The sequence below is a fragment of the Peribacillus sp. NPDC097284 genome (assembly GCF_044761765.1).
Taxonomy (GTDB): Bacteria; Bacillota; Bacilli; order Bacillales; family DSM-1321; genus Peribacillus.
In genome coordinates, this window is record NZ_JBIWCZ010000015.1 from 1 (window position 1) to 20,799 (window position 20,799).

At 40.3% G+C, this 20,799-nt stretch carries 18 protein-coding genes, 2 tRNA genes, 2 rRNA genes and 1 pseudogene; 18 read left to right on the top strand and 5 right to left on the bottom strand.

The annotated features are described in order from the left end of the window. The 8 genes from rrf (ACIQXU_RS18445) to tsaD form a co-directional block, all read left to right on the top strand. Window positions 1-95 (top strand): 5S ribosomal RNA (rrf, locus tag ACIQXU_RS18445); the annotation flags it as partial. 33 nt (window positions 96-128) lie between these two features. Continuing rightward, window positions 129-202, top strand: a tRNA-Met gene (locus ACIQXU_RS18450). Between the two features lie 193 nt (window positions 203-395). Then, window positions 396-511, top strand: a 5S ribosomal RNA gene (rrf, locus tag ACIQXU_RS18455). Window positions 512-545: 34 nt separating this feature from the next. Beyond that, window positions 546-619, top strand: a tRNA-Met gene (locus tag ACIQXU_RS18460). A gap of 219 nt (window positions 620-838) precedes the next feature. Beyond that, window positions 839-1,294 carry a tRNA (adenosine(37)-N6)-threonylcarbamoyltransferase complex ATPase subunit type 1 TsaE gene (tsaE, locus tag ACIQXU_RS18465; protein WP_402875439.1) on the top strand — a complete coding sequence of 152 codons (456 nt, stop codon included), beginning with the start codon at window positions 839-841 and terminating at the stop codon, window positions 1,292-1,294. Then, window positions 1,291-1,983 carry a tRNA (adenosine(37)-N6)-threonylcarbamoyltransferase complex dimerization subunit type 1 TsaB gene (gene tsaB, locus ACIQXU_RS18470; protein ID WP_402959443.1) on the top strand — a complete coding sequence of 231 codons (693 nt, stop codon included), beginning with the start codon at window positions 1,291-1,293 and terminating at the stop codon, window positions 1,981-1,983. The genes tsaE and tsaB overlap by 4 nt, the downstream gene beginning before the upstream one ends. Before the next feature lie 25 nt (window positions 1,984-2,008). Continuing rightward, window positions 2,009-2,461 carry a ribosomal protein S18-alanine N-acetyltransferase gene (gene rimI, locus ACIQXU_RS18475; RefSeq protein WP_402959490.1) on the top strand — a complete coding sequence of 151 codons (453 nt, stop codon included), beginning with the start codon at window positions 2,009-2,011 and terminating at the stop codon, window positions 2,459-2,461. Beyond that, complete coding sequence (tsaD, locus tag ACIQXU_RS18480; RefSeq protein WP_402875442.1) at window positions 2,458-3,474, top strand: tRNA (adenosine(37)-N6)-threonylcarbamoyltransferase complex transferase subunit TsaD; 1,017 nt, start codon at window positions 2,458-2,460, stop codon at window positions 3,472-3,474. The genes rimI and tsaD overlap by 4 nt, the downstream gene beginning before the upstream one ends. A 257-nt stretch (window positions 3,475-3,731) precedes the next feature. Here tsaD and ACIQXU_RS18485 read toward each other — a convergent pair whose 3' ends face one another. Continuing rightward, window positions 3,732-5,651, bottom strand: coding sequence for an ABC-F family ATP-binding cassette domain-containing protein (locus ACIQXU_RS18485; protein ID WP_402991576.1), 1,920 nt, complete (start codon window positions 5,649-5,651; stop codon window positions 3,732-3,734). Window positions 5,652-5,785: 134 nt separating this feature from the next. Between ACIQXU_RS18485 and moaC the strand changes: the two genes are divergently transcribed. Together moaC and ACIQXU_RS18495 are read left to right on the top strand one after the other, a co-directional pair. Next, a complete protein-coding gene (moaC, locus tag ACIQXU_RS18490) occupies window positions 5,786-6,283 on the top strand; it encodes a cyclic pyranopterin monophosphate synthase MoaC (RefSeq protein ID WP_402875444.1) in 498 nt (165 codons plus the stop codon). Between the two features lie 36 nt (window positions 6,284-6,319). After that, window positions 6,320-6,979: a redox-sensing transcriptional repressor Rex gene (locus ACIQXU_RS18495; protein ID WP_402875445.1), complete on the top strand. Its 660-nt coding sequence runs from the start codon at window positions 6,320-6,322 to the stop codon at window positions 6,977-6,979. A 29-nt stretch (window positions 6,980-7,008) separates the two neighbouring features. Here ACIQXU_RS18495 and ACIQXU_RS18500 read toward each other — a convergent pair whose 3' ends face one another. Further along, window positions 7,009-7,221, bottom strand: coding sequence for a YdiK family protein (locus ACIQXU_RS18500; protein WP_402875447.1), 213 nt, complete (start codon window positions 7,219-7,221; stop codon window positions 7,009-7,011). Beyond that, the gene (locus ACIQXU_RS18505; RefSeq protein WP_402991579.1) at window positions 7,218-7,940 is read right to left on the bottom strand and encodes a CPBP family intramembrane glutamic endopeptidase; all 723 of its coding nucleotides are present in this window, start codon (window positions 7,938-7,940) and stop codon (window positions 7,218-7,220) included. Before ACIQXU_RS18505 ends, ACIQXU_RS18500 begins: the two co-directional genes overlap by 4 nt. Before the next feature lie 329 nt (window positions 7,941-8,269). On the opposite strand from ACIQXU_RS18505, the gene groES reads away from it, so the two are divergent. Continuing rightward, the gene (gene groES, locus ACIQXU_RS18510; protein WP_402875451.1) at window positions 8,270-8,554 is read left to right on the top strand and encodes a co-chaperone GroES; all 285 of its coding nucleotides are present in this window, start codon (window positions 8,270-8,272) and stop codon (window positions 8,552-8,554) included. 61 nt (window positions 8,555-8,615) lie between these two features. Further along, on the top strand, window positions 8,616-10,247 hold the full coding sequence (gene groL, locus ACIQXU_RS18515; RefSeq protein WP_402875453.1) for a chaperonin GroEL: 1,632 nt from the start codon (window positions 8,616-8,618) through the stop codon (window positions 10,245-10,247). 204 nt (window positions 10,248-10,451) lie between these two features. Here the strand turns inward: groL and ACIQXU_RS18520 are convergent. Continuing rightward, window positions 10,452-10,758: pseudogene (locus tag ACIQXU_RS18520) on the bottom strand (hypothetical protein). Window positions 10,759-11,009: 251 nt separating this feature from the next. Here ACIQXU_RS18520 and ACIQXU_RS18525 point away from each other — a divergent pair. The 4 genes from ACIQXU_RS18525 to ACIQXU_RS18540 all read left to right on the top strand — a co-directional run bounded on the left by ACIQXU_RS18525 (window position 11,010) and on the right by ACIQXU_RS18540 (window position 18,573). Then, a complete protein-coding gene (locus tag ACIQXU_RS18525) occupies window positions 11,010-12,566 on the top strand; it encodes an ABC-F family ATP-binding cassette domain-containing protein (protein WP_402991582.1) in 1,557 nt (518 codons plus the stop codon). Between the two features lie 311 nt (window positions 12,567-12,877). Then, a complete protein-coding gene (locus ACIQXU_RS18530; protein WP_402991585.1) occupies window positions 12,878-15,820 on the top strand; it encodes an endo-1,4-beta-xylanase in 2,943 nt (980 codons plus the stop codon). 365 nt (window positions 15,821-16,185) lie between these two features. Next, entirely contained in the window at window positions 16,186-17,022 is an 837-nt protein-coding gene (locus ACIQXU_RS18535; protein ID WP_402991587.1) for an aminoglycoside 6-adenylyltransferase, read from the top strand. Window positions 17,023-17,376: 354 nt separating this feature from the next. Further along, window positions 17,377-18,573 (top strand): M14 family zinc carboxypeptidase, encoded by a 1,197-nt coding sequence (locus ACIQXU_RS18540; protein ID WP_402991590.1) that lies wholly within the window; start codon window positions 17,377-17,379, stop codon window positions 18,571-18,573. A gap of 244 nt (window positions 18,574-18,817) precedes the next feature. On the opposite strand, the gene ACIQXU_RS18545 is transcribed toward ACIQXU_RS18540, so the two are convergent. Continuing rightward, window positions 18,818-19,201 (bottom strand): DoxX family protein, encoded by a 384-nt coding sequence (locus ACIQXU_RS18545; RefSeq protein ID WP_402991593.1) that lies wholly within the window; start codon window positions 19,199-19,201, stop codon window positions 18,818-18,820. Window positions 19,202-19,344: 143 nt separating this feature from the next. Here ACIQXU_RS18545 and ACIQXU_RS18550 point away from each other — a divergent pair, with 143 nt between their 5' ends. Together ACIQXU_RS18550 and ACIQXU_RS18555 are read left to right on the top strand one after the other, a co-directional pair. Next, window positions 19,345-19,749: a winged helix-turn-helix transcriptional regulator gene (locus tag ACIQXU_RS18550; RefSeq protein ID WP_402991596.1), complete on the top strand. Its 405-nt coding sequence runs from the start codon at window positions 19,345-19,347 to the stop codon at window positions 19,747-19,749. Between the two features lie 428 nt (window positions 19,750-20,177). Further along, complete coding sequence (locus tag ACIQXU_RS18555) at window positions 20,178-20,702, top strand: hypothetical protein (RefSeq protein WP_402991598.1); 525 nt, start codon at window positions 20,178-20,180, stop codon at window positions 20,700-20,702. The last annotated feature ends 97 nt before the right edge of the window (window positions 20,703-20,799 follow it).

A 20,799-nucleotide genomic window follows, 5' to 3' on the forward strand; every position in this document is an offset into this window, starting at 1 on the left:
GTCACACCCGTTCCCATTCCGAACACGGCAGTTAAGCTCTTCAGCGCCGATGGTAGTTGGGGGTTTCCCCCTGTGAGAGTAGGACGCCGCCAAGCTATACTTTATAATAAATGTACCATTCATACCGTCGCGGGGTAGAGCAGTCCGGTAGCTCGTCGGGCTCATAACCCGGAGGTCGCAGGTTCAAATCCTGTCCCCGCAATCATGAAAAAAACGAAACGATGTTTCGTTTTTTTATTTTTACGAATCAATTGAATATTTTTTTGTGAAATAAGCCATACTATAATTAATGTTATGTTTTATTAATCCATCTCTTTAAAAAAGGAAAAGAAATTCCTTGCTTATCAGAACGATTTGTATTATAATAATATAAGTCTTAAAGAAAAAGTATAATGTTTGGTGGCGATAGCGAAGAGGTCACACCCGTTCCCATTCCGAACACGGCAGTTAAGCTCTTCAGCGCCAATGGTAGTTGGGGGTTTCCCCCTGTGAGAGTAGGACGTCGCCAAGCTGTACTTTTTATATAAATGTATCATTCATACCGTCGCGGGGTAGAGCAGTCCGGTAGCTCGTCGGGCTCATAACCCGGAGGTCGCAGGTTCAAATCCTGTCCCCGCAATCATGAAAAAAACGAAACCTTTGTTTCGTTTTTTTTGTTTTACCGGATTTTCATCTTATAATATCCATAACTTATTTGTTTCTTCTTTTGAAACAAGGTACACTACATATAGAATCTTTTTTGAATCAATGGTGAATGAATGCGTTTTTTATAGGTAGAATTTAGCCCTTTTTTAACTGGGGATCAATTACTTAATTGAATGATAAAGGTGACGGATATATGCAACATTTCGAATGGATTTCTGAAAATGAGGAAGAGACGGCACAGTTTGCGCAGGAATTGGCTAAGAGGCTTCGCAGTGGCGATGTACTGGCTTTAGAGGGAGATTTAGGGGCAGGGAAAACTGCATTTACTAAAGGTCTTGCTAAGGGATTAGGGGTCTCACGTACGGTGAATAGCCCTACCTTTACGATTATAAAGGAATACAACGGTCGCTTACCCTTATATCATATGGATGTATATCGGGTAGGAGAGTCAGAAGAGGATTTAGGTTTTGATGAATATTTTGATGGCGATGGTGTGACAGTCGTGGAATGGGCCCATTTAATAAAAGACCAACTCCCCGAGGACATTCTGACCATTAATATTTATCGTCTTGGTGATACGAGTCGCCGATTTGTTTTGGAAGCTCATGGCGAACGGTATGTTATGTTATGTAAGGAGATAATTTCATGAAGGTTTTAGCGATAGATACATCGAACTTTACTTTAGGGGTTGCTTTAATAAATGGTACCCAAGTGATCGGAGAGTACACGACGAATTTAAAGAAGAACCATTCCGTTCGGGTGATGCCTGCAATCGAGTCTTTATTGAAGGACTGTGATACGTCTCCTAAAGAGCTGACGAAAATCGTTGTCGCTCAGGGTCCTGGATCTTATACAGGAGTTAGAATTGGCGTAACGATAGCAAAAACATTGGCCTGGACACTGAATGTTCCATTATCCGCTGTTTCTAGTTTAGAAGTGCTAGCAGCGAATGGCCGTTATTTTGATGGTTTGGTTTCCCCATTGTTCGATGCTAGACGTGGCCAGGTATATACAGGTTTATATGAATTTGATCATGGCACGTTAAAAACGGTCACGGAAGATTGTAATATTCTAAGCTCTGAATGGGCGATGAAGGTAAAGGAATACAATCGACCAGTATTGTTTGTTGGCCAGGACGTGGAGATTCATCGTGAGGCCATTACAGAAGTACTGGGGGATTTAGCTGTCTTTGCTCCTGTACAGTTGTATAATGCGAGACCAAGCGAACTTGCTTTTATTGGTTTGAATAAGGATGAAGTCGATATACACCACTTCGTTCCCAACTATATTCGTATGGCTGAAGCCGAAGCAAAGTGGCTTGAACAGCAGGGTAAATAAAATAAAAGGAAAGCGACCGATTATGATGAGCAAAACAATGACGTTTCGTAAGATGAAAACGGAAGATATCGAGCAAGTTTTGAACGTGGAAAAACAGTCCTTCACTTTGCCTTGGAGCCGGGAAGCTTTCTTTAATGAACTGAATCATAATGAATATGCTGTTTATATGGTTATTGAAGATGAGGGGAAAATTGCCGGTTATTGCGGGGCCTGGATTGTCATTGATGAATCGCATATTACCAATATCGCCATTTTACCCGAGTATCGAGGGCAAAAGCTTGGTGAAGCCCTGCTAAGAAAAATGATAGAAATCTCGATCAGCATGGGGGTGGTCCGGATGACGCTAGAAGTTCGGGTCAGCAATGCTGTAGCCATTTCCCTCTATGAAAAACTGGGCTTTCAAAAGGGCGGAATAAGGAAAAGATATTATACAGATAATCAAGAAGATGCTTATGTTATGTGGGTGAATTTTAGATGAAAAAAGATCAATTGATATTGGGTATTGAAACGAGCTGCGATGAGACAGCTGCAGCCGTCATTAAGAATGGAACAGAGATAGTAAGCAATGTTGTGGCTTCACAAATAGAAAGCCATAAACGGTTTGGTGGTGTCGTTCCGGAAATAGCGTCTCGTCATCATGTTGAGCAGATCACCATCGTATTGGAGGAGGCCCTGCTTCAAGCTGGTGTGACATATGAGGATTTGGATGCCATAGCTGTCACTGAAGGCCCAGGGTTAGTAGGAGCCTTGTTAATAGGTGTTAATGCAGCCAAAGCCATTGCTTTCGCGCATGGAATCCCTCTTGTGGGAACGCACCATATTGCAGGACATATATATGCGAATAGACTGGTACAAGAAATACAGTATCCTGCCCTTTCTTTAGTCGTATCAGGTGGACATACCGAATTGGTGTTATTGACTGAGCCTGGTTCCTTTAAAGTAATTGGGGAAACAAGAGATGACGCGGCAGGCGAGGCTTACGATAAAGTCGCAAGAACACTGGGGCTTCCGTATCCTGGGGGTCCACATATCGATAGACTTGCTCATGAGGGGACACCATCTTTGAAACTGCCAAGGGCTTGGTTAGAAGAAGGAAGCTATGACTTTTCTTTCAGCGGCTTGAAATCAGCTGTCATTAATACCTTGCATAATGCAGAACAACGTGGCGAAAATATTGAGCCGCAGGACTTAGCGGCAAGCTTCCAGGCGAGTGTTATTGAGGTTCTTGTGAAGAAGGCCGTCAAGGCTGCCAAGGAATATGAAGTGAAACAGGTATTACTTGCTGGAGGAGTTGCTGCCAATAAAGGGCTCAGAAATGCTCTTACGGATGCTTTTTCAGGTTTGTCAATGGACCTGGTCATTCCTCCCTTACATCTTTGTACGGATAACGCGGCGATGATCGGTGCTGCAGGCAGCATCATGTTTGAAAAGGGAAAACGCTCAGGACTAGATTTGAACGGAAATCCTGGGTTGGATATAGAAGTTTTCTAATGAAGGCAGGATACCGAACTTTGGTATCTTGTTTTTCTGTTTTTTACAAATCATGCTTATTTTGTGGATAAAATTTTTTCACTATTCAAAACACCTGTGTATAAATAGTAATTTTGTGGATAAGTGGATAAATTTTTGTGGATAGTGTGGGTAAACTAAAATAATGTTGATTCAGTCGTGCTTGTTATGTGCATAAGACTGTGGATAACTTATTGCTTCATAAGAAAAAGACTGAGTCACATGACCCAGCCTTCATCTTACTCTTCTAATTCGGCCCATTCTTCCAGATACTGATCTAATGTTTCTTGTGCCTTGTCCAGTTTCGTCTGTATGTCCATCACTTTTTCATGGTCTTGGAAAACCGCTGGGTCACATAGAAGCTCATTATACTCGGTAATTTCTGTTTCCAGCAATTCCATAGCCGATTCAATCTCTTCGATTCGACGTTTGCGTTGCCGTTCTGCTTTTTTCGTTTCTTTATCCAGTTTATAATTTGTTTTTTCGACCTTTATTTCTACTGTATTTGCCTTACCCTGTTGTTCAAGGGCTTCAATTTCAGCTTGCTCTTGTTTTTTCTCAACATAGTAATCATAATCCCCAAGGAATTCTTCATTGCCGTCCTTGGATAGCTCTATGATTTTTGTAGCGATTCGATTAATGAAGTAACGGTCATGCGAGACAACAAGAATGGTTCCAGGATAATCGATCAAAGCATTTTCAAGGACTAACTTACTCTCCAGGTCCAAATGGTTAGTCGGTTCATCCAGAATCAAAAAGTTTCCCTTTTCCATCATCATTTTCGCTAAAGCAAGGCGAGCCTTTTCCCCACCGCTCAAAGTTGAAACGGTTTTCAACACATCGTCCCCGCTAAAAAGGAAATTGCCGAGCACTGTCCGGATATCTTTCTCCGGTTTAGTCGGGTAATCATCCCATAGTTCATTCAGGACGCGTTTATTAGAAATGAGATTGGCTTGTTCTTGATCGTAATAACTGACCTCGACATTGGTTCCAAAGCGAAATTCCCCGGAAATCGGAGGGAGCTTTGAAATGACGGTTTTCAATAATGTAGATTTACCGACACCATTCGGTCCGACGAGGGCAATGCTTTCGCCTTTTGTCATCCGGGAGTTAATGTTTTGAGACACTGCTTCCCCCGCATAGCCGATGGCCAAGTTTTGAAGATGAAGCACTTCATTGCCACTTTGTTTTTCTATTTGAAAGGAAAAATTGGCGGATTTCTCATCACCCTGAGGCTTGTCCAATACGTCCATCTTTTCCAGCTGTTTACGACGGCTTTGGGCTCTTTTGGTCGTCGATGCCCTCGTTATATTACGTTGGACAAAATCTCGCAGTTTTTCTATTTCCCCTTGCTGTTTCTCGAATTGTTTCATTTCACGTTCATAGTCTTCTGCTCTTCTTTCCAAGTAGGAGCTGTAATTTCCATAGTACTTTTTCATGTTATTCCTTGAAATTTCATAGACCTGATTGACAACTTTATCAAGAAAATAGCGATCATGGGACACAATAAGTACTGCACCCTGATAGCTTTGCAAATATTGTTCAAGCCAAGAGAGTGTCTCGATATCCAGATGGTTTGTAGGCTCATCCAGTATTAAAATATCAGGTTTCTTTAAAAGTAATTTCCCCAAGGCAAGGCGTGTCTTTTGACCACCGCTCAATGTGGAAATTAAAGTGGAATGATCAAAATCTCCAAATTGGAGACCATGTAAGACAGAGCGGATATCCGCTTCATATTGATACCCGCCCTGTTCTTTGAATGTAACCTGGAGGGCATCATATTCACTTAACACCTTTTGGTAACGTATTTCATCTTCAAATGTTGCGGGGTCGGCCATGGCAGCCTCGAGTCGCCGTAGTTCTTTTTCTTGTCCAATCAGTTTTTCGAATACAGTCAGCATTTCGTCCCAAATGGATAGTTCGGATTCCAATCCAGTATCCTGGGCCATATAACCGATTGTAATGTCTTTTGGCTTGATGATTTCGCCACCATCATGAGAAATTTGACCGGCTATAATTTTTAGCAAGGTCGACTTTCCTGCTCCATTTCGACCGACTAGGGCAATCCGGTCTTTATTTTGAACTTCAAGCTTCATATTTGATAAGATTAGCTCAGCACCATAATATTTCGATAGTTGATTGATTTGTAATAGAATCATGGATTTCACCTCAATTGATTATTGTTAGTGTAACGTATTATAGTATTTAACGGCAACAGCTTTGGTTTTAAAGGTGAAAAACAAGCTGTTACATAATGTAGGATAATAGTGTATGATTTAGGAGGGGTAATTTTATGAGCGATTTAACGCATTTTAATGAACAAGGCAGAGCCAAAATGGTTGATGTGAGCACGAAGCCAGAGACAATCCGGACGGCAACAGCTCAATCCAGCATCTTATTGAACGAAGAAATATATGAAAAAATCACGAATCAACAAATGAAAAAAGGTGATGTATTGGCGGTAGCACAGGTTGCAGGCATCATGGCCAGCAAAAATACATCCAATATCATTCCGATGTGTCACCCCATTTCCCTACAAGGGGTCAATATAGCTTTTGATTGGGAAAAAGAAGAAAAAGGGTACCGGCTTAAAATTGAAACACAGGTTAAGACAAAGGGTAGTACAGGTGTTGAAATGGAAGCGTTAACAGCAGCATCTGCAACCGCATTAACGGTTTACGACATGTGTAAGGCACTGGATAAAGGAATGATTATCGGGCCTACATTTTTAGTGGAGAAAACAGGTGGCGTGTCCAGCAGTGATTACAAAAGGCAGCTAAATCAAATGTAATCGTTTTAAAAGCATGTATAAAGGCGGGGAAGAACAATGAACCATGACCCAAAGATACCGCAAGCAACGGCTAAAAGGTTGCCCTTGTATTATCGATTTTTAAAAAACTTACATTCCTCAGGTAAACAAAGAGTTTCCTCAGCTGAGCTGAGTGAAGCTGTAAAGGTAGATTCAGCAACGATCCGCCGCGATTTTTCCTACTTTGGAGCACTTGGAAAGAAGGGCTACGGCTATAATGTCAATTATTTATTGTCTTTCTTCAGAAAAACATTGGATCAAGATGAACTGACGAAAGTAGCCTTAATTGGAGTGGGGAATTTAGGGACTGCCTTTTTAAATTACAATTTCATGAAAAACAATAATACAAAAATTGAAATGGCATTTGAAGTTTCTGAAGACAAGGTCGGAAAGACCATCGCTGATGTGCCGATCTATCATATGAACGAAATAGACACACTTTTGCAGGAAAACAATATTACGGTAGCGATTTTGACGGTCCCTGCCCAAGAGGCCCAGACGATAACCGATCGTTTGGTTCAGGCCGATATAAAAGGGATACTGAATTTCACTCCAGCCAGGCTGACTGTACCCCCATCCATAAGGGTTCATCATATTGATCTGGCGGTTGAGCTTCAATCGCTGATCTACTTTTTAAAGCACTATCCTGTAGTAGAAGAAGCTGTTCTAGAAGAATAAAAACACGCTGCGATTATGCAGCGTGTTTTTTATTTTTTGTTATTCTTTTGTATGGACTTAATTTTAAAGTGGATGAGAATCATACGGATCCCAGATCCCAGGTCAAGAGTCGCAATCAATACAAGGATATAGGCGAAAAATCCCCATCCGGAAGAATTGACTGTCTGGACGGCAATCGTTGTAAAGAGAATGCCCAAGCCTGCGTATACGATTCCGATGAATAAAGGTGACTGACGTTTCATAATAAACCTCCGATAAAGGCTTGTGCAGTATCTGACAATTTCTCGATATCTTCTCTATATACCACCTGAATAATGACAACAAGGGTATTCATAGCGACATGTGCGGCTATGGATACGAGAATACGGCCCGTTTTGGCATATAGGAAGGCAAAAGTGAAGCCCATTGCTGCATATAAAAGAAGATGTTCGAGTTCACCGTGTGCCAAGCCGAAAATAACCGAGCTGAGTAAAGCCGAAATGAAGAAATTAAAGCGTTTATAAAGCGATCCGAAAATAATTTTCCTGAAAATGATTTCTTCCAAAATAGGACCGATCACAGAGGTAACGAATATGACCATCGGAACTTTATAAATGAGTGAAACCAGATTTTGAGTATTTTCAGATTCAGTCTCCACCCCAAGCATCTGTTCGATGTTCCCAGCTATATTTTGAGCGAAAAAGGCTAGGAAGACACCCGCTATTGCCCATAGGAAGGACACGGGAACCGAAGTCTGTGTAAGCTCAGTATTTTCCTTCATATCTTTTCGCAACAAGAATAGAATCACTATTAGTGCTGCAAGAAAACTGAAGACGATCCAGTAAGCGGCCGATTTAACTTCGAGCTCATCACTTGGTATGCCCAGTGCAGAACCGATCACCGTGAAAATCGGCATTCCGACAATACCCGATAATTGCATGGCAATGTAAGTAATGATGACGAACCAATATTCTTTTTTCAAAAATGAAAACTCCTTTAATTAAGTCCGCCATTTTTTTAGAGTCCTGACATGGGGACAATCTATAAACGTATATAAAAAGGGTATCAAAAAACAGCCCATAACACCACTTATAGGTATATAAAAAGAGTACATTTCAAAAAAACATTTTAGGAATCATTATCCTAGAGTAGTATACCCGAAATTTATCAGAAATTAATAAAAAAAATTCAACAAGATACTTGCAAAAAGGGCTCAATTTATTTAATATTATAAATGTGTTAGCACTCGGTGTTGATGAGTGCTAATAAATCAGGCAATTGATTTAAGAGAAAATGAGGAGGTTGTTTCACTTGTTAAAACCATTAGGTGATCGCGTTATTATTGAATTAGTTCAATCTGAAGAAAAAACGGCAAGCGGTATTGTTCTTCCTGATACTGCAAAAGAAAAGCCACAAGAAGGTAAAGTCGTAGCGGTTGGTACAGGCCGTGTCCTTGAAAATGGCGAACGTGTTGCTTTAGAGGTTGCCCAAGGCGATCTAATTATCTTCTCAAAATATGCTGGTACTGAAGTTAAATACGAAAATAATGAATACTTAATCTTACGTGAAAGCGATATCTTAGCTATTATTGGCTAATTATACATCATACTTAACTGAACGAAAATTTTTCTTAAAATGATTAGGGAGGTACTTATACATGGCTAAAGAAATTAAATTTAGTGAAGAAGCTCGCCGTTCAATGCTTCGTGGCGTTGACGCTCTTGCAGATGCAGTAAAAGTAACGCTTGGACCAAAAGGACGTAACGTGGTTCTGGAGAAAAAATTCGGTTCACCGCTTATTACCAATGACGGTGTAACAATCGCTAAAGAAATCGAATTAGAAGATGCTTTCGAAAACATGGGTGCGAAATTGGTTGCTGAAGTAGCAAGCAAAACAAATGACGTAGCTGGTGACGGAACGACTACTGCAACGGTTCTTGCGCAAGCAATGATCCGTGAAGGTCTTAAGAACGTAACAGCTGGTGCTAACCCAATGGGTATCCGTAAAGGGATGGAAAAAGCGGTTAATACTGCGATTGCAGAATTAAAAGCCATTTCTCAACCTGTTGAAAACAAAGAATCGATTGCACAAGTTGCTGCTATCTCTTCAGCTGATGAAGAAGTAGGACAATTGATTGCAGAAGCTATGGAACGTGTAGGTAACGACGGCGTTATCACAATTGAAGAATCTAAAGGTTTCACAACTGAATTGGACGTTGTAGAAGGTATGCAGTTCGATCGTGGATATGCGTCTCCTTACATGGTAACTGATTCAGATAAAATGGAAGCGATTCTTGAAAATCCATACATCTTAATTACCGATAAAAAAATCACGAACCTTCAAGAAATCCTTCCTGTACTTGAGCAAGTTGTACAACAAGGAAAACCACTATTGTTGATTTCTGAAGACGTGGAAGGCGAAGCACTTGCAACTCTAGTTGTGAACAAACTTCGTGGAACATTCAATGCAGTGGCAGTCAAAGCTCCTGGATTCGGTGACCGTCGTAAAGCTATGCTTGAAGATATCGCAGCTCTAACAGGCGGCGAATTGATCACGGAAGAAATCGGCCTTGACCTTAAATCTGCAACAATCGATTCTTTAGGACGCGCTTCTAAAGTCGTTGTTACAAAAGAGAACACAACAATCGTTGAAGGTGCTGGAGACACAGCTCAAATTCAAGCTCGTGTAAACCAAATCCGTGTTCAATTAGAAGAAACAACTTCTGAATTCGACCGCGAAAAACTACAAGAACGCCTTGCTAAATTAGCTGGTGGAGTAGCCGTAATCAAAGTCGGAGCAGCTACTGAAACAGAACTTAAAGAACGTAAACTTCGTATTGAAGATGCATTGAACTCTACTCGTGCTGCTGTTGAAGAAGGAATCGTAGCCGGTGGTGGTACAGCTCTTCTAAACGTATACAATAAAGTGGCAGAAATCGAAGCAGAAGGCGACGTAGCAACAGGCGTGAAAATCGTTCTTCGTGCAATCGAAGAGCCGATTCGCCAAATCGCTCACAATGCTGGACTTGAAGGATCTGTAATCGTAGAACGCCTTAAAGGCGAAGCAATCGGTACTGGCTTCAATGCCGCTACTGGAGAATGGGTGAACATGATCGAAGCGGGTATCGTCGATCCTACTAAAGTAACTCGTTCAGCTCTACAAAACGCTGGATCCGTGGCTGCTATGTTCTTAACAACTGAAGCAGTTGTTGCTGACAAACCAGAACCTGCTGGCGCTGCTGGCGGAATGGGAATGCCTGACATGGGCGGAATGGGCGGCATGATGTAATAACGCCCCTTGAAATTCAGTAAAAATGGTAATGTTTTCCTGAATAAGGTCTAAAAAAGAGGTTTTCCATGAGTTCTTTGAACTTTTGGGAAGCCTCTTTTTTCATCTCTTTTTTCACATGAAGATAAACATGTCTTCATCCTTGTGCCAGAATCGTTTCATTATTTGTGAAAGACTTACCCCTGCCTCAGCTAAGAGAGGGCATCAAGCCGTATATGCGAAAACAATATTGAAACAACGTATTTCGTCTTTATCTTTATTTTTTCCTCTTTTATATTTCCTCTTTTGTATTTCCTCTGTCACGACAAAAGCAAGATCATCATTCCGAATAAGGATTATACCCCCATAATGGTTTCATCCGATACTTCACCGGCTTCATCTTTTGGTACGGTTAATTTGATGGCTTCTCTCAATGCCAGGTTCGCGCTTTGGTTGGGATAGGCACGTAGATAGATTGCTTCAGGTTCGAGATCATGATTGTGCACCACTGCGAAAAGACGAGGATCATCATCTTTTCTTGACCTTGGTAGTTTTCGATGATTTTTTCTTCCAATTATTTCTGATTCATATAAATTCTCCTTTGAAGGATTTAACAAGATTATTATACAACCGTCCCTTTGTTTCCAAATTTGTTCCATACGACTATTCCATTTTCTATGTTATAGTTCAATATTGAACTATAAAAATCAGATGAAAGATTTTATAATTATTTCCTAAACTAAACGAAACAAAATAAAATGCAATTTAAATGAGGTTAAATATATGAGTGTATTAACGGTTACAGACCTAAACCATGGTTTTGGCGATCGTACGATTTTTGATAATGTTTCCTTCCGCTTGTTAAAAGGTGAACATATAGCTTTAATTGGGGCAAATGGCGAAGGTAAATCGACGTTTATGAATATCATTACAGGGCAACTTCAGCCTGACGATGGAAAAATAGAGTGGTCAAAGCACCAACGAGTCGGTTATCTTGATCAACATACGGTTTTACAAAAGGGAATATCAATCCGTGACGTATTAAAAACGGCTTTTCAATATCTCTTTGACGTTGAAACGAATATTAATACCATTTATGAAAAGATTTCAGATGTTACACCTGAAGAAATGGAAAAGTTGTTAGAGGAAGTTGGGACATTACAGGACATATTAACAAATAATGATTTCTATATTATTGATTCTAAGGTAGACGAAGTGGCACGTGGCCTTGGACTTGATGGTATAGGATTAGAAAAAGATGTTAATGATTTAAGCGGTGGGCAACGAACGAAGGTTTTATTAGCTAAGCTTTTACTTGAGAAACCAGATATTCTTCTTTTAGATGAGCCTACAAACTATTTAGACGAACAACACATTGAGTGGTTAAGACGTTACCTGCAAGAATACGATAACGCTTTTTTATTAATTTCTCATGATATTCCATTTCTTAATAGCGTTGCAAATGTGATCTACCATTTAGAAAATCAGAAATTAAATCGCTACGTGGGTGATTACAACCATTTCCTTATTGCCTATGAAGCTAAAAAAATACAAGTTGAAGCTGCCTTTAAGAGACAACAATCAGAAATTGCTAGTTTAAAAGATTTTGTAGCTCGTAATAAGGCAAGGGCATCTACCAGCAGCCTTGCCATGTCGAGACAGAAAAAACTCGATAAAATGGATGTTATTGAAATAGCACAGGAACGACCAAAACCTGATTTCAACTTTAAAGAAGCAAGGACCTCAGGTAAATTAATTGTTGAGACGAAAGAATTTGTCATTGGATACGATGAGCCACTTTCAAAGCCGTTAAATCTTTATATAGAGCGTGGACAAAAAGTAGCTTTAGTTGGAGCAAATGGGATTGGTAAGACTACACTCCTTCGTAGCATGCTCGGAGAAATAAGATCTCTTTCTGGTTCACTTGAACGCGGTGAACATCAGTATATTGGATATTTTGAACAAGAAGTGAAAACGAAAAATCAAAACACGTGCATCGAAGAAATATCGAATACGTTTCCTCAGTTAAGCCAAGGACAGGTACGCGCTGCTCTTGCGAGATGTGGGTTAACTAGAAAACATATTGAAAGTAAAATATCCGTATTAAGTGGTGGAGAGCAATCGAAAGTCCGGTTATGCAAACTCCTTAACCAAGAAAGCAATATCCTTGTTTTTGATGAGCCAACCAACCATTTGGATAAAGATGCAAAAGCTGAGCTAAAACGAGCTTTGAAATCGTATAAGGGAAGCGTAGTCCTTATCTCTCATGAACCTGATTTTTACCAAGACGTAGTAACAGATATTTGGGACGTAGAATCATGGACAACGAAAACCATCTAAACTTGAACGATCCGAGTAGGAGTCGCCATTTTAAAAAGGAAGGCCTCCCATCAGTTTACTAAACTGATGGGAGGCCTTTCTTTTTTTATTTATTATTTTTGGTAAAAGAAAGGGATTAGCTTTATTATGTCAAATACTACCATTTTTATGCGATTTACAAGATAAACTAGAAATAACAGTAGAGGAGATGAAGCTAGTCCGTTAATTAAATGTAGAACCTGTCATGGAACTGTCTATGATGCAGAGCAAAATAGGGGACCACAAAGAGGCAAAGGACATGTCATGTATCGACTATTTGGCTACTTGGGGTAATGGAGAATAAAAAAAAGAGAAATTTAAATTATGAAAGGAATGATTTTTTGAAGAGAAAAGCTAGAAAGCTTCTGACGTATTTTTTAACGCTGGCTTTTACCATAATTTTTTTTATCGATACCGCAATGCAGGTAAACCATGCTTCAGCGGCTGAGGTTAAGGATGCTTCAAAGGCAGAGGTCGTGTCACTGAAAGATGTCTACAAAGACTATTTCCTTATTGGGAATACTGTTAGCCCGGGCGACTTAACGGATTCAGCGAAGTATGATTTTATGAAATTCCACTATAATGCGCTGACGCCCGAAAATGCTACGAAACCGGACTCCATTTGGCCCAATGCAACTAGCAATCCGTCATTCACATCAGCCGACAAATTGTTAACCCAAGTCAAAGCTGACGGTTTCTATACGATTGGACACGCGTTGGCCTGGCATAATCAGTCGGCTGGCTGGCCGCCGGCTGGTCTGAATTATACCGAGGCCCGGGCGAGCTTACAAAAGTATATATCGACAATCGCCGGGCACTATAGTCAGGGCCCTTATAAGCTCGACACCTGGGACGTTGTTAACGAAGCAATGAGGGATAATCCAGAAAACCCGACCGACTGGCGGAAGGCGCTTCGCTCTGACATTAATCCAATAGAACGTCCATCAAGATGGTTTGATGCTTACTCTAACGGCGGAAATGGTTGGGATTATATCTATGATTCCTTCTTGTTAGCGCGTGAGGCTGATCCGGACGCCATTCTCTACTACAATGATTTTAACGACGAAGAAATCCCCAACAAAGCAATCGCTATTGCCTCAATGGCCAAGGAACTCAACCAAAAATATGCGAATGAACACCCTGAGGCAAATGGCAGGAAACTGATTGAGGGCATCGGGATACAAGGGCATTACAACCTCAGACTCAATGTGGATAATTTAGAGGGAGTTTTAAAGATATATAGTGAAACCGGGTTGGAGATTAGTATAACTGAACTCGACGTACAATTTAACGGTACTTCATCCGAGGTTCCGCCTACCAAGGAGCAATTGAAGGAGCAAGCGGTATTGTACGCCAAGCTGTTCATGTTATATAAGAAGTATTCCGATAATATAGAACGCGTTACTTTCTGGGGTGTGGCCGATAATAACAGCTGGCGCAGCACGGGTTACCCGCTGCCATTCGACTCCAAGCGTGCCCCTAAAGAAGCGTATTGGGCCATAATAAATCCGGAGGCCTATCTAGGACTCGATGAGTTGCCACCAAAACTCACCTCATTTAAATTCGGGGAGGATGTTTTCAATGTCGAGGGCAAAACCGAATTTGATGTCAATGTCCCAAAGGACGTGTCAAACATTGACTTCTCCGCTTCCAATGTCGCACATCAATACGACAACGATGAAGTTGACGTCGGCGTTAAGCTCGACCCTGCAAGTGGAGCGGTGAGCGGCGGGAAGCCAGCCGTGGCGACGGTAGAGATAGCCAGGAAGGAAAACCCGAATAGATCAACGAAGTATACGATAAACTTCGGGCATATGACCGCTGAATGGGAGAAGGACCAAAACTATACGGATACGGGCTTCCGCTCCTCCGTCAATACCCGCTTTAGTGATGGTAAAAGTAAACTCAAATTATTTCAGGCGTTCTATAATAAGGACAACGGTAAGCAAGCCATGCTCAACAGTAAGGAATTTAAGCCCTTACCAAAACATACAGGTGGCACGCTAACTATTCAAACAGATAAGAGTATAGACGCTGATGATTTGAAAAATTTGACCTTGAAGAAATCTCTTTGGGATCAAAACTGGATGCCAATTATTCCAGCGCGTGTTACTGACTTCAATACTCCGGAAAACTTTTGGAGATTGGCCAAAACAATCGAATCCGGTAAGACATATATCGTTGTCTCATCCAACTCAGGTATGGCCCTGACCAATAGGAATGTACCATCTATCCCGGCCACTGGCGGTGTGACCAACGCCAAACGAGGTATTGCGGGTACTCCTGTCACGATAGAGGACGACATTATTAAAGAGCCGAAGCAGATTCAGGATAATATGAGATTTATCTTTAAAGAGAGTGCCAGCCCCGACCCGGGACCATACACAAAAGCGAAGGGATACACGGGATACACAATGTTGAGTCTAGTTCACGGCGGACTTGTCGCCCCCACTATTTTGTGGCGGGATTTGAGCAATGACGATACGGCTCCTTTACGGACAGACACAACTATTGGTGATCGTGCACTAGATCGGGCGGTATGGTTTAATACCAGCATAGATCCCGATACAGGTGAGACGACACTATTTTCCCATACGGGTTCCAACCATTACACCTATGCACTGCATGGTAATGAAAACGGTTTCATTGGCCAAGGAGGAACGGAGCCATTGGAAAATTATGCAGACAATAGTCGTGTGAAGCTGTATGAGTACGTGTCCAACTATTTATACGAAGACTCAACCAATCTGGGCGTGGAAATTAGCCTAGCACCGGTGGAGCGTATCGTGAGAGATCGTGACACCAAAATCCCCGTCACAGCGGATGTCCCTGACGGTTCCAAAGCAGTATTGGTAAAGGACGGTGTTTCAGTAGCTACTGCGAAATTCGCAAAAGGCAAAGCGACAATCAGCGTTAAAGGCAGCGATGTTGACCCCGGCGATAATTATGCAGTCGTTATCTATGATGGCACCAAAATACTTGGTGCGGCAATGCTGCCGGTAGTCACTGTCGACAAGGCGACGCCATTGGCTACGGTAGGGAAACTGAATGGTAAGCAGAACAGGCTGAAAATCAGCGTTAAAGAGTCATATTCCGATGGTTCGACGGAGAACTTCACTGAGGAGATACTAATCAAGAACAATGCCACAGACGTATATCAAGTGGGACCTTATAAGGTTTACGTGGAGACTAAAGGCAACGACAAGATTCGAAAATGTTATATTGTGAAGGATTAATCAGCAATCAGGGAAAATTGTATTTCTTGATAAAGCAATGGGTAATGAGAAATGATGCTTACCCAAATAGCTTTTTAAGTGGAAGGTCTCCTATCAGTTTAATGAACTGATAGGAGGTTTCTTTGTATATGAACGTAAATATTCATCATTTTATTTATAATGGAATGTCCTAAACTTTTTGGAGTCTCGCTATCTCCCTTAATATCATTTGCGCGCCCTTTTGCGTGTTAATAAAAGAGAAAGATCTCTCTGATTGACGATGGCCTTTTTTGTTATGGGGGCTAGAATCTGCTAACCTGTACTTTAATAGTGAGGCCCATCTATAAGGAATGCGTATAAAGAATAAAATAGTCGGAGGAGAATAAATGCGTTCAGAAAAAGAAATGATGGAATTGATATTACGAGTTGCTGAGAGAGATGAGAGAGTAAGAGCTGTTGCTATGAATGGTTCTCGGACAAATTCTAATGTACCGAAAGATACTTTAAGAGATTATGATATGGTCTATCTTGTATCTGACGTACAATCGTTTCTTTTTAATCCTGATTGGGTAAATGTGTTTGGGAAAAGAATTATCATGCAAACACCAGAGGATATGGTGATGTTTCCACCTGAATTGGATGGGAGATTCACCTACTTAATGTTATTCGAGGATGGTAATCGACTTGATTTAATGCTGGTTCCGATTGAGGAAAAAGAGAAATATTGTTTAGAAGATGGATTAACCGTTATTTTATTAGATAAAGATGGGAATATGCCTAAGCTCTCTGAACCAACGGATAAAGAGTACTGGGTAAAAAAGCCTTCGGCTGAATTTTTTGCAGATTGTTGTAATGAATTTTGGTGGGTTTCCACTTATGTAGCAAAAGGGTTATGGAGACAAGAGATACTCTACGCTTATGCCCACTTAAACGGTGTAAGAGAAATGTTACTAACCATGCTTGAGTGGAAAGTTGGTATAGAAACAAATTTTTCTTTGAGTGTAGGGAAAAACAGTAAGTATTTGAAGCGTTATCTCAATAACGAGATGTGGGAAAGATTGATGAAAACCTATCCTACCGGGGATTATGAACAGGTGTGGCATGCCTTGTTTGAAACCATTGACTTGTTTGAGCAAGTAGCGATTGAAGTAGCTAGTAATCTTGAATATCAATATCCTTCTAAAGATGCGAATAAGGTAAAACAATACCTTACTAAAAGCTAAACTAAGGTATCACATAAACTAACAGATGGGATTTTTTCGTCATATATGCACGATTGAAAAGCAAACAGGTAGGGATCGAACTTTAAATAAGCGCAACATGAATAGATAAGAATCCATTTTGATCAATCTTTGCTCAAAATGGATTCTTTATTATTGTATCGTAAAATATCGGCGAACAGCTCCATCTCTTTATTAGAAAGGGAGATGTTACTAGTGTTGGTTTCTGTGAAAAAGGACATGGGTGACGTTGTAAGAAGTAGGCCTTTCTAGGTGTTTACTATAGTTCAAAAGGAAAAATGAGGGATTAATAGAATATACTAACTAATAAATAATATTCAGAATAGGGGAATGGAAGTGAAAAAGAAATTTTTAAAAGTTTTAAGTTCAACCATAGTAGCTGCAGCATTACTTGGCCCGAATGTCGGCTTCGCTGAACGAGGACCAAATCCGACTGGTGGAACGAACCTTTCTATCGAAGCATTCCTTAATTATGATGAGCTTGTAAAAAAGTTAAATCAGCTTGAGCAAGTGAGTAAGGGGAAAGTGAAAGTGGAAGTGGCTGGACAAACCAATCAAGGTCGTTCCATTCACAAAGTGACGGTAGGGCATGGTAAAAAAGTTGTTCTTATCCAAAGTGAAATTCATGGGAATGAAAAAACAGGAACGGTTGCGTTATTAAACATTCTTGAAAACCTAGGTAAAAGTAATTCACCTGATGTGAAAAAAATGCTTGATGAACTAACAATCGTTGCTATACCTATGATGAACGTAGATGGATCAGAGCTTGATCGTCGTGGAAATGAGATGACATGGTCAGAGGTGGTAGGGAAATTCCCACAACTTTCGAATGCTAAACCAACTTGGAATTATTACACGACTCCAAGATCGGGAGACGACTATGCTAGCAAACCGGGATTTGATGTGAACCGTGACTTTAATCCAAACCTAAACTATGTGCCACAGCCTCAAGACTTCCCAGGGGCATCGGAAAAGCCAGGCTGGTTCATTACACCTGAATCACAAACGGTACGTGACATATATAAAGGGTTAAAATCGAAATTCGGTAAAGTGGATGTTTTCATCGATCTTCATCACCAAGGGTTCCCCTATATTGAAGGAACTGATGACCGCGTGACGATGTCTATATCAGGAAAATTCGTCAACGATCCTAGCACACCTGCAGGGGCTAAGTATAAAGAGTATGCAGATAACTTTAAATATGATTTCTCCCGTCAGTTAACTCTTACTGCCTATAATGCATTACAAGCAAAAGGGAATTCTGTGTTTACGAATATTTCACTGTACGATCAAACCGTTGATCTGCCAGGAACTGCTTTAGGGGCATTTGCGTTAAATGGAAGTGGAACGGTTCTATTTGAAGTGAGTGGACAAACACAAAACTTTGGGCAAAAACAGAAAGGTCAGTTAGTGAAAACGGTTGAAACAGGTCTGATGGGAATAATCTCTGGTGTAACGGATGGATCGGTTCATACTCTTAATCCAACAGACTATGAAAAAATCCCTAAAAGTTCGTCTAAACCGGGAATCTAATTATATGGTAGACAACCCTATCGTTCAGAAATAAGTAGTTCCGTCGCTTTTTGCTTCGGGGCTTAGTGAAAGTCCAAACGGAGTTTGGCATCGTAGCTATGGCACATAATTTACTGAAGATAGCTGGCTTGCGTCAGCTACTTTGAGTAGATTATTATAAAAATGGAAAAAAACAGGTGAAGAAAAACAAATCGTTTTTCTTCACCTGTTTTTATTTTAGGGACTTATAAGACAGCCCCTTCTTTTATAGTGAATATCCACCAGGACCAATTAAGGCTAATCCGATTGCCATGACAATGAGTACGATATTGTACTCAAATCCTCCAGTTGTGTTTGAAAATCCATTTTTTCCGTGTACTGTGGCAATTGAGCCAATCATAATAATTGTAATTAGTGCTGCTCCAAGTGGTAAGAAAAGACCAAGTATGAACAAAACTCCCGCAACTAACTCAAATATGCCACTGAATGTTGCAATTAATGTTCCTGGTTTAATTCCAATTGACTCAAACCAGCCTGCTGTCCCTTTTATTCCGTGCCCTCCGAACCATCCAAATAGTTTTTGTGTTCCATAAAATACAAAAATAATTCCAATCATAACCCTAATAAGTAAAATCCCTACATCTACCATAAGTAACAACAACTCCTTCTTTTATTTTATAAATACTATTCTATGATAGTTATTATTATTACCTATAAACCATTTTTAGTGAAGTAGGCACTTTAAAGTGCTATAGTATCCAAAAGGATACTATTGGATTGGAGGAAAGATAATTGACTGAAAGAAATACTAAAATAATTCCAGATTTATGTAAGGTTGGGGATGCTTTAGAAACATTAGTTGGGAAGTGGAAACCAATCATTTTGTTACATCTATTAACTGAGAGTCCGCTACGTTTTAGTGAGCTAAAGCAAAAAATACCAGGAATAACCCAAAAGATGCTGACAAACCAATTGAGAGAATTAGAAGCTGAAGATATTATTCAGCGTGTCGTGTACCCAGTTGTACCGCCAAAAGTAGAATATTCCATTACGGCCTATGGGAGAAGTCTAGAAAAAATATTAAATGACATGCATGAATGGGGAACAAAACATACTTTACATAAGGCCCAAATACGAAAACAAGAAGATGAATCATCTATTGCGAGTGGTTATTTATTCGAGAAGCAAAAAAAATGAAACACTGAGAACCGTCCCCACGTTTCACACTGGATGAAGGTTTTTTTAGGTCAAAAAGTGTTTTTGTTCCAGTACTTTTAGCTACTGTCATCATCCCTTCTATTTTGATTTTTGTAATCATAACGTATCGAGCGAATCCAGAAGCAACAACATTTAAATATTGACTAAATGGCTTCATTTCACTCTTTGTAATTGGCTTGCTACCTCTTTATTTTTCTTGTATCCAGTTTAGACTACATATTTAAAATACTCTCCACAACTAGGGACCATCAGGTGATGCAGATAACCCCTTTAATTCATGCCGCGACAGAACGATTTTTAGATGGTAGGATTAATAACAAGATAGAAAGTCTGGAGCATTAATAAGAAGGTAATGAGATTTTTTTATAATGCAACAGGATCAATAACACTATTAGGAGACAACATTTATGAGAACAATTAAAATTTATGATCGAGATGATTTGATCGAGATTTCTTTCGACGACATCAAAAAGTACCATGGCTACGCAGCCTATATGGCACTTGGTGTAGGATTCCGTGTGGTAGAAGCGGCATTTGAAGCATTATACGGAGACGAAATTCCAAACCGCAAAGATCTTTCGGTTCTTTCCGGTCATGGTGGCCCGGGATTCCGTGATGTATTTGAATTTGTCACACGTGCAAAGACCCGCGGGGTGTATACTGTTGATGTCAACTATCCAAAAGCACAATATGATCCATACCGTCCAACGGGATATGCATATGTATTCAAAAAAGAAAATGGCGAAGCGGTAGAAGTATTATTGAAAGAAGACTTCTTGCCACCAATTTTCTATGATTACTTGAAAAAAGGTCGTGAAGATGACTTTTCACCCGAAGAGTATGAAGATAATGAACGTTTAAAGCATGAACTTGGTAATCGTGCCTATGAAATGCCGGTTGAAGATTTATTAATTGTTACTCGCTTAAAATAAGATTTTAAAAGTCACCGATTACATAAATCATACTATCAAAAGGCAAGTGAATCTTGATTCGCTTGCCTTTTTTAAATCCCGATAATGGATCAATGGT

Bases quoted from the DNA above. Each gene is read 5' to 3' on its own strand.
- tsaE (WP_402875439.1), top strand. From the start codon at position 839: ATGCAACATTTCGAATGGATTTCTGAAAATGAGGAAGAGACGGCACAG.
- tsaB (WP_402959443.1), top strand. From the start codon at position 1,291: ATGAAGGTTTTAGCGATAGATACATCGAACTTTACTTTAGGGGTTGCT.
- rimI (WP_402959490.1), top strand. From the start codon at position 2,009: ATGAGCAAAACAATGACGTTTCGTAAGATGAAAACGGAAGATATCGAG.
- tsaD (WP_402875442.1), top strand. From the start codon at position 2,458: ATGAAAAAAGATCAATTGATATTGGGTATTGAAACGAGCTGCGATGAG.
- ACIQXU_RS18485 (WP_402991576.1), bottom strand. From the start codon at position 5,651: ATGATTCTATTACAAATCAATCAACTATCGAAATATTATGGTGCTGAG.
- moaC (WP_402875444.1), top strand. From the start codon at position 5,786: ATGAGCGATTTAACGCATTTTAATGAACAAGGCAGAGCCAAAATGGTT.
- ACIQXU_RS18495 (WP_402875445.1), top strand. From the start codon at position 6,320: ATGAACCATGACCCAAAGATACCGCAAGCAACGGCTAAAAGGTTGCCC.
- ACIQXU_RS18500 (WP_402875447.1), bottom strand. From the start codon at position 7,221: ATGAAACGTCAGTCACCTTTATTCATCGGAATCGTATACGCAGGCTTG.
- groL (WP_402875453.1), top strand. From the start codon at position 8,616: ATGGCTAAAGAAATTAAATTTAGTGAAGAAGCTCGCCGTTCAATGCTT.
- ACIQXU_RS18525 (WP_402991582.1), top strand. From the start codon at position 11,010: ATGAGTGTATTAACGGTTACAGACCTAAACCATGGTTTTGGCGATCGT.
- ACIQXU_RS18530 (WP_402991585.1), top strand. From the start codon at position 12,878: ATGGAGAATAAAAAAAAGAGAAATTTAAATTATGAAAGGAATGATTTT.
- ACIQXU_RS18535 (WP_402991587.1), top strand. From the start codon at position 16,186: ATGCGTTCAGAAAAAGAAATGATGGAATTGATATTACGAGTTGCTGAG.
- ACIQXU_RS18545 (WP_402991593.1), bottom strand. From the start codon at position 19,201: ATGGTAGATGTAGGGATTTTACTTATTAGGGTTATGATTGGAATTATT.
- ACIQXU_RS18555 (WP_402991598.1), top strand. From the start codon at position 20,178: ATGAGAACAATTAAAATTTATGATCGAGATGATTTGATCGAGATTTCT.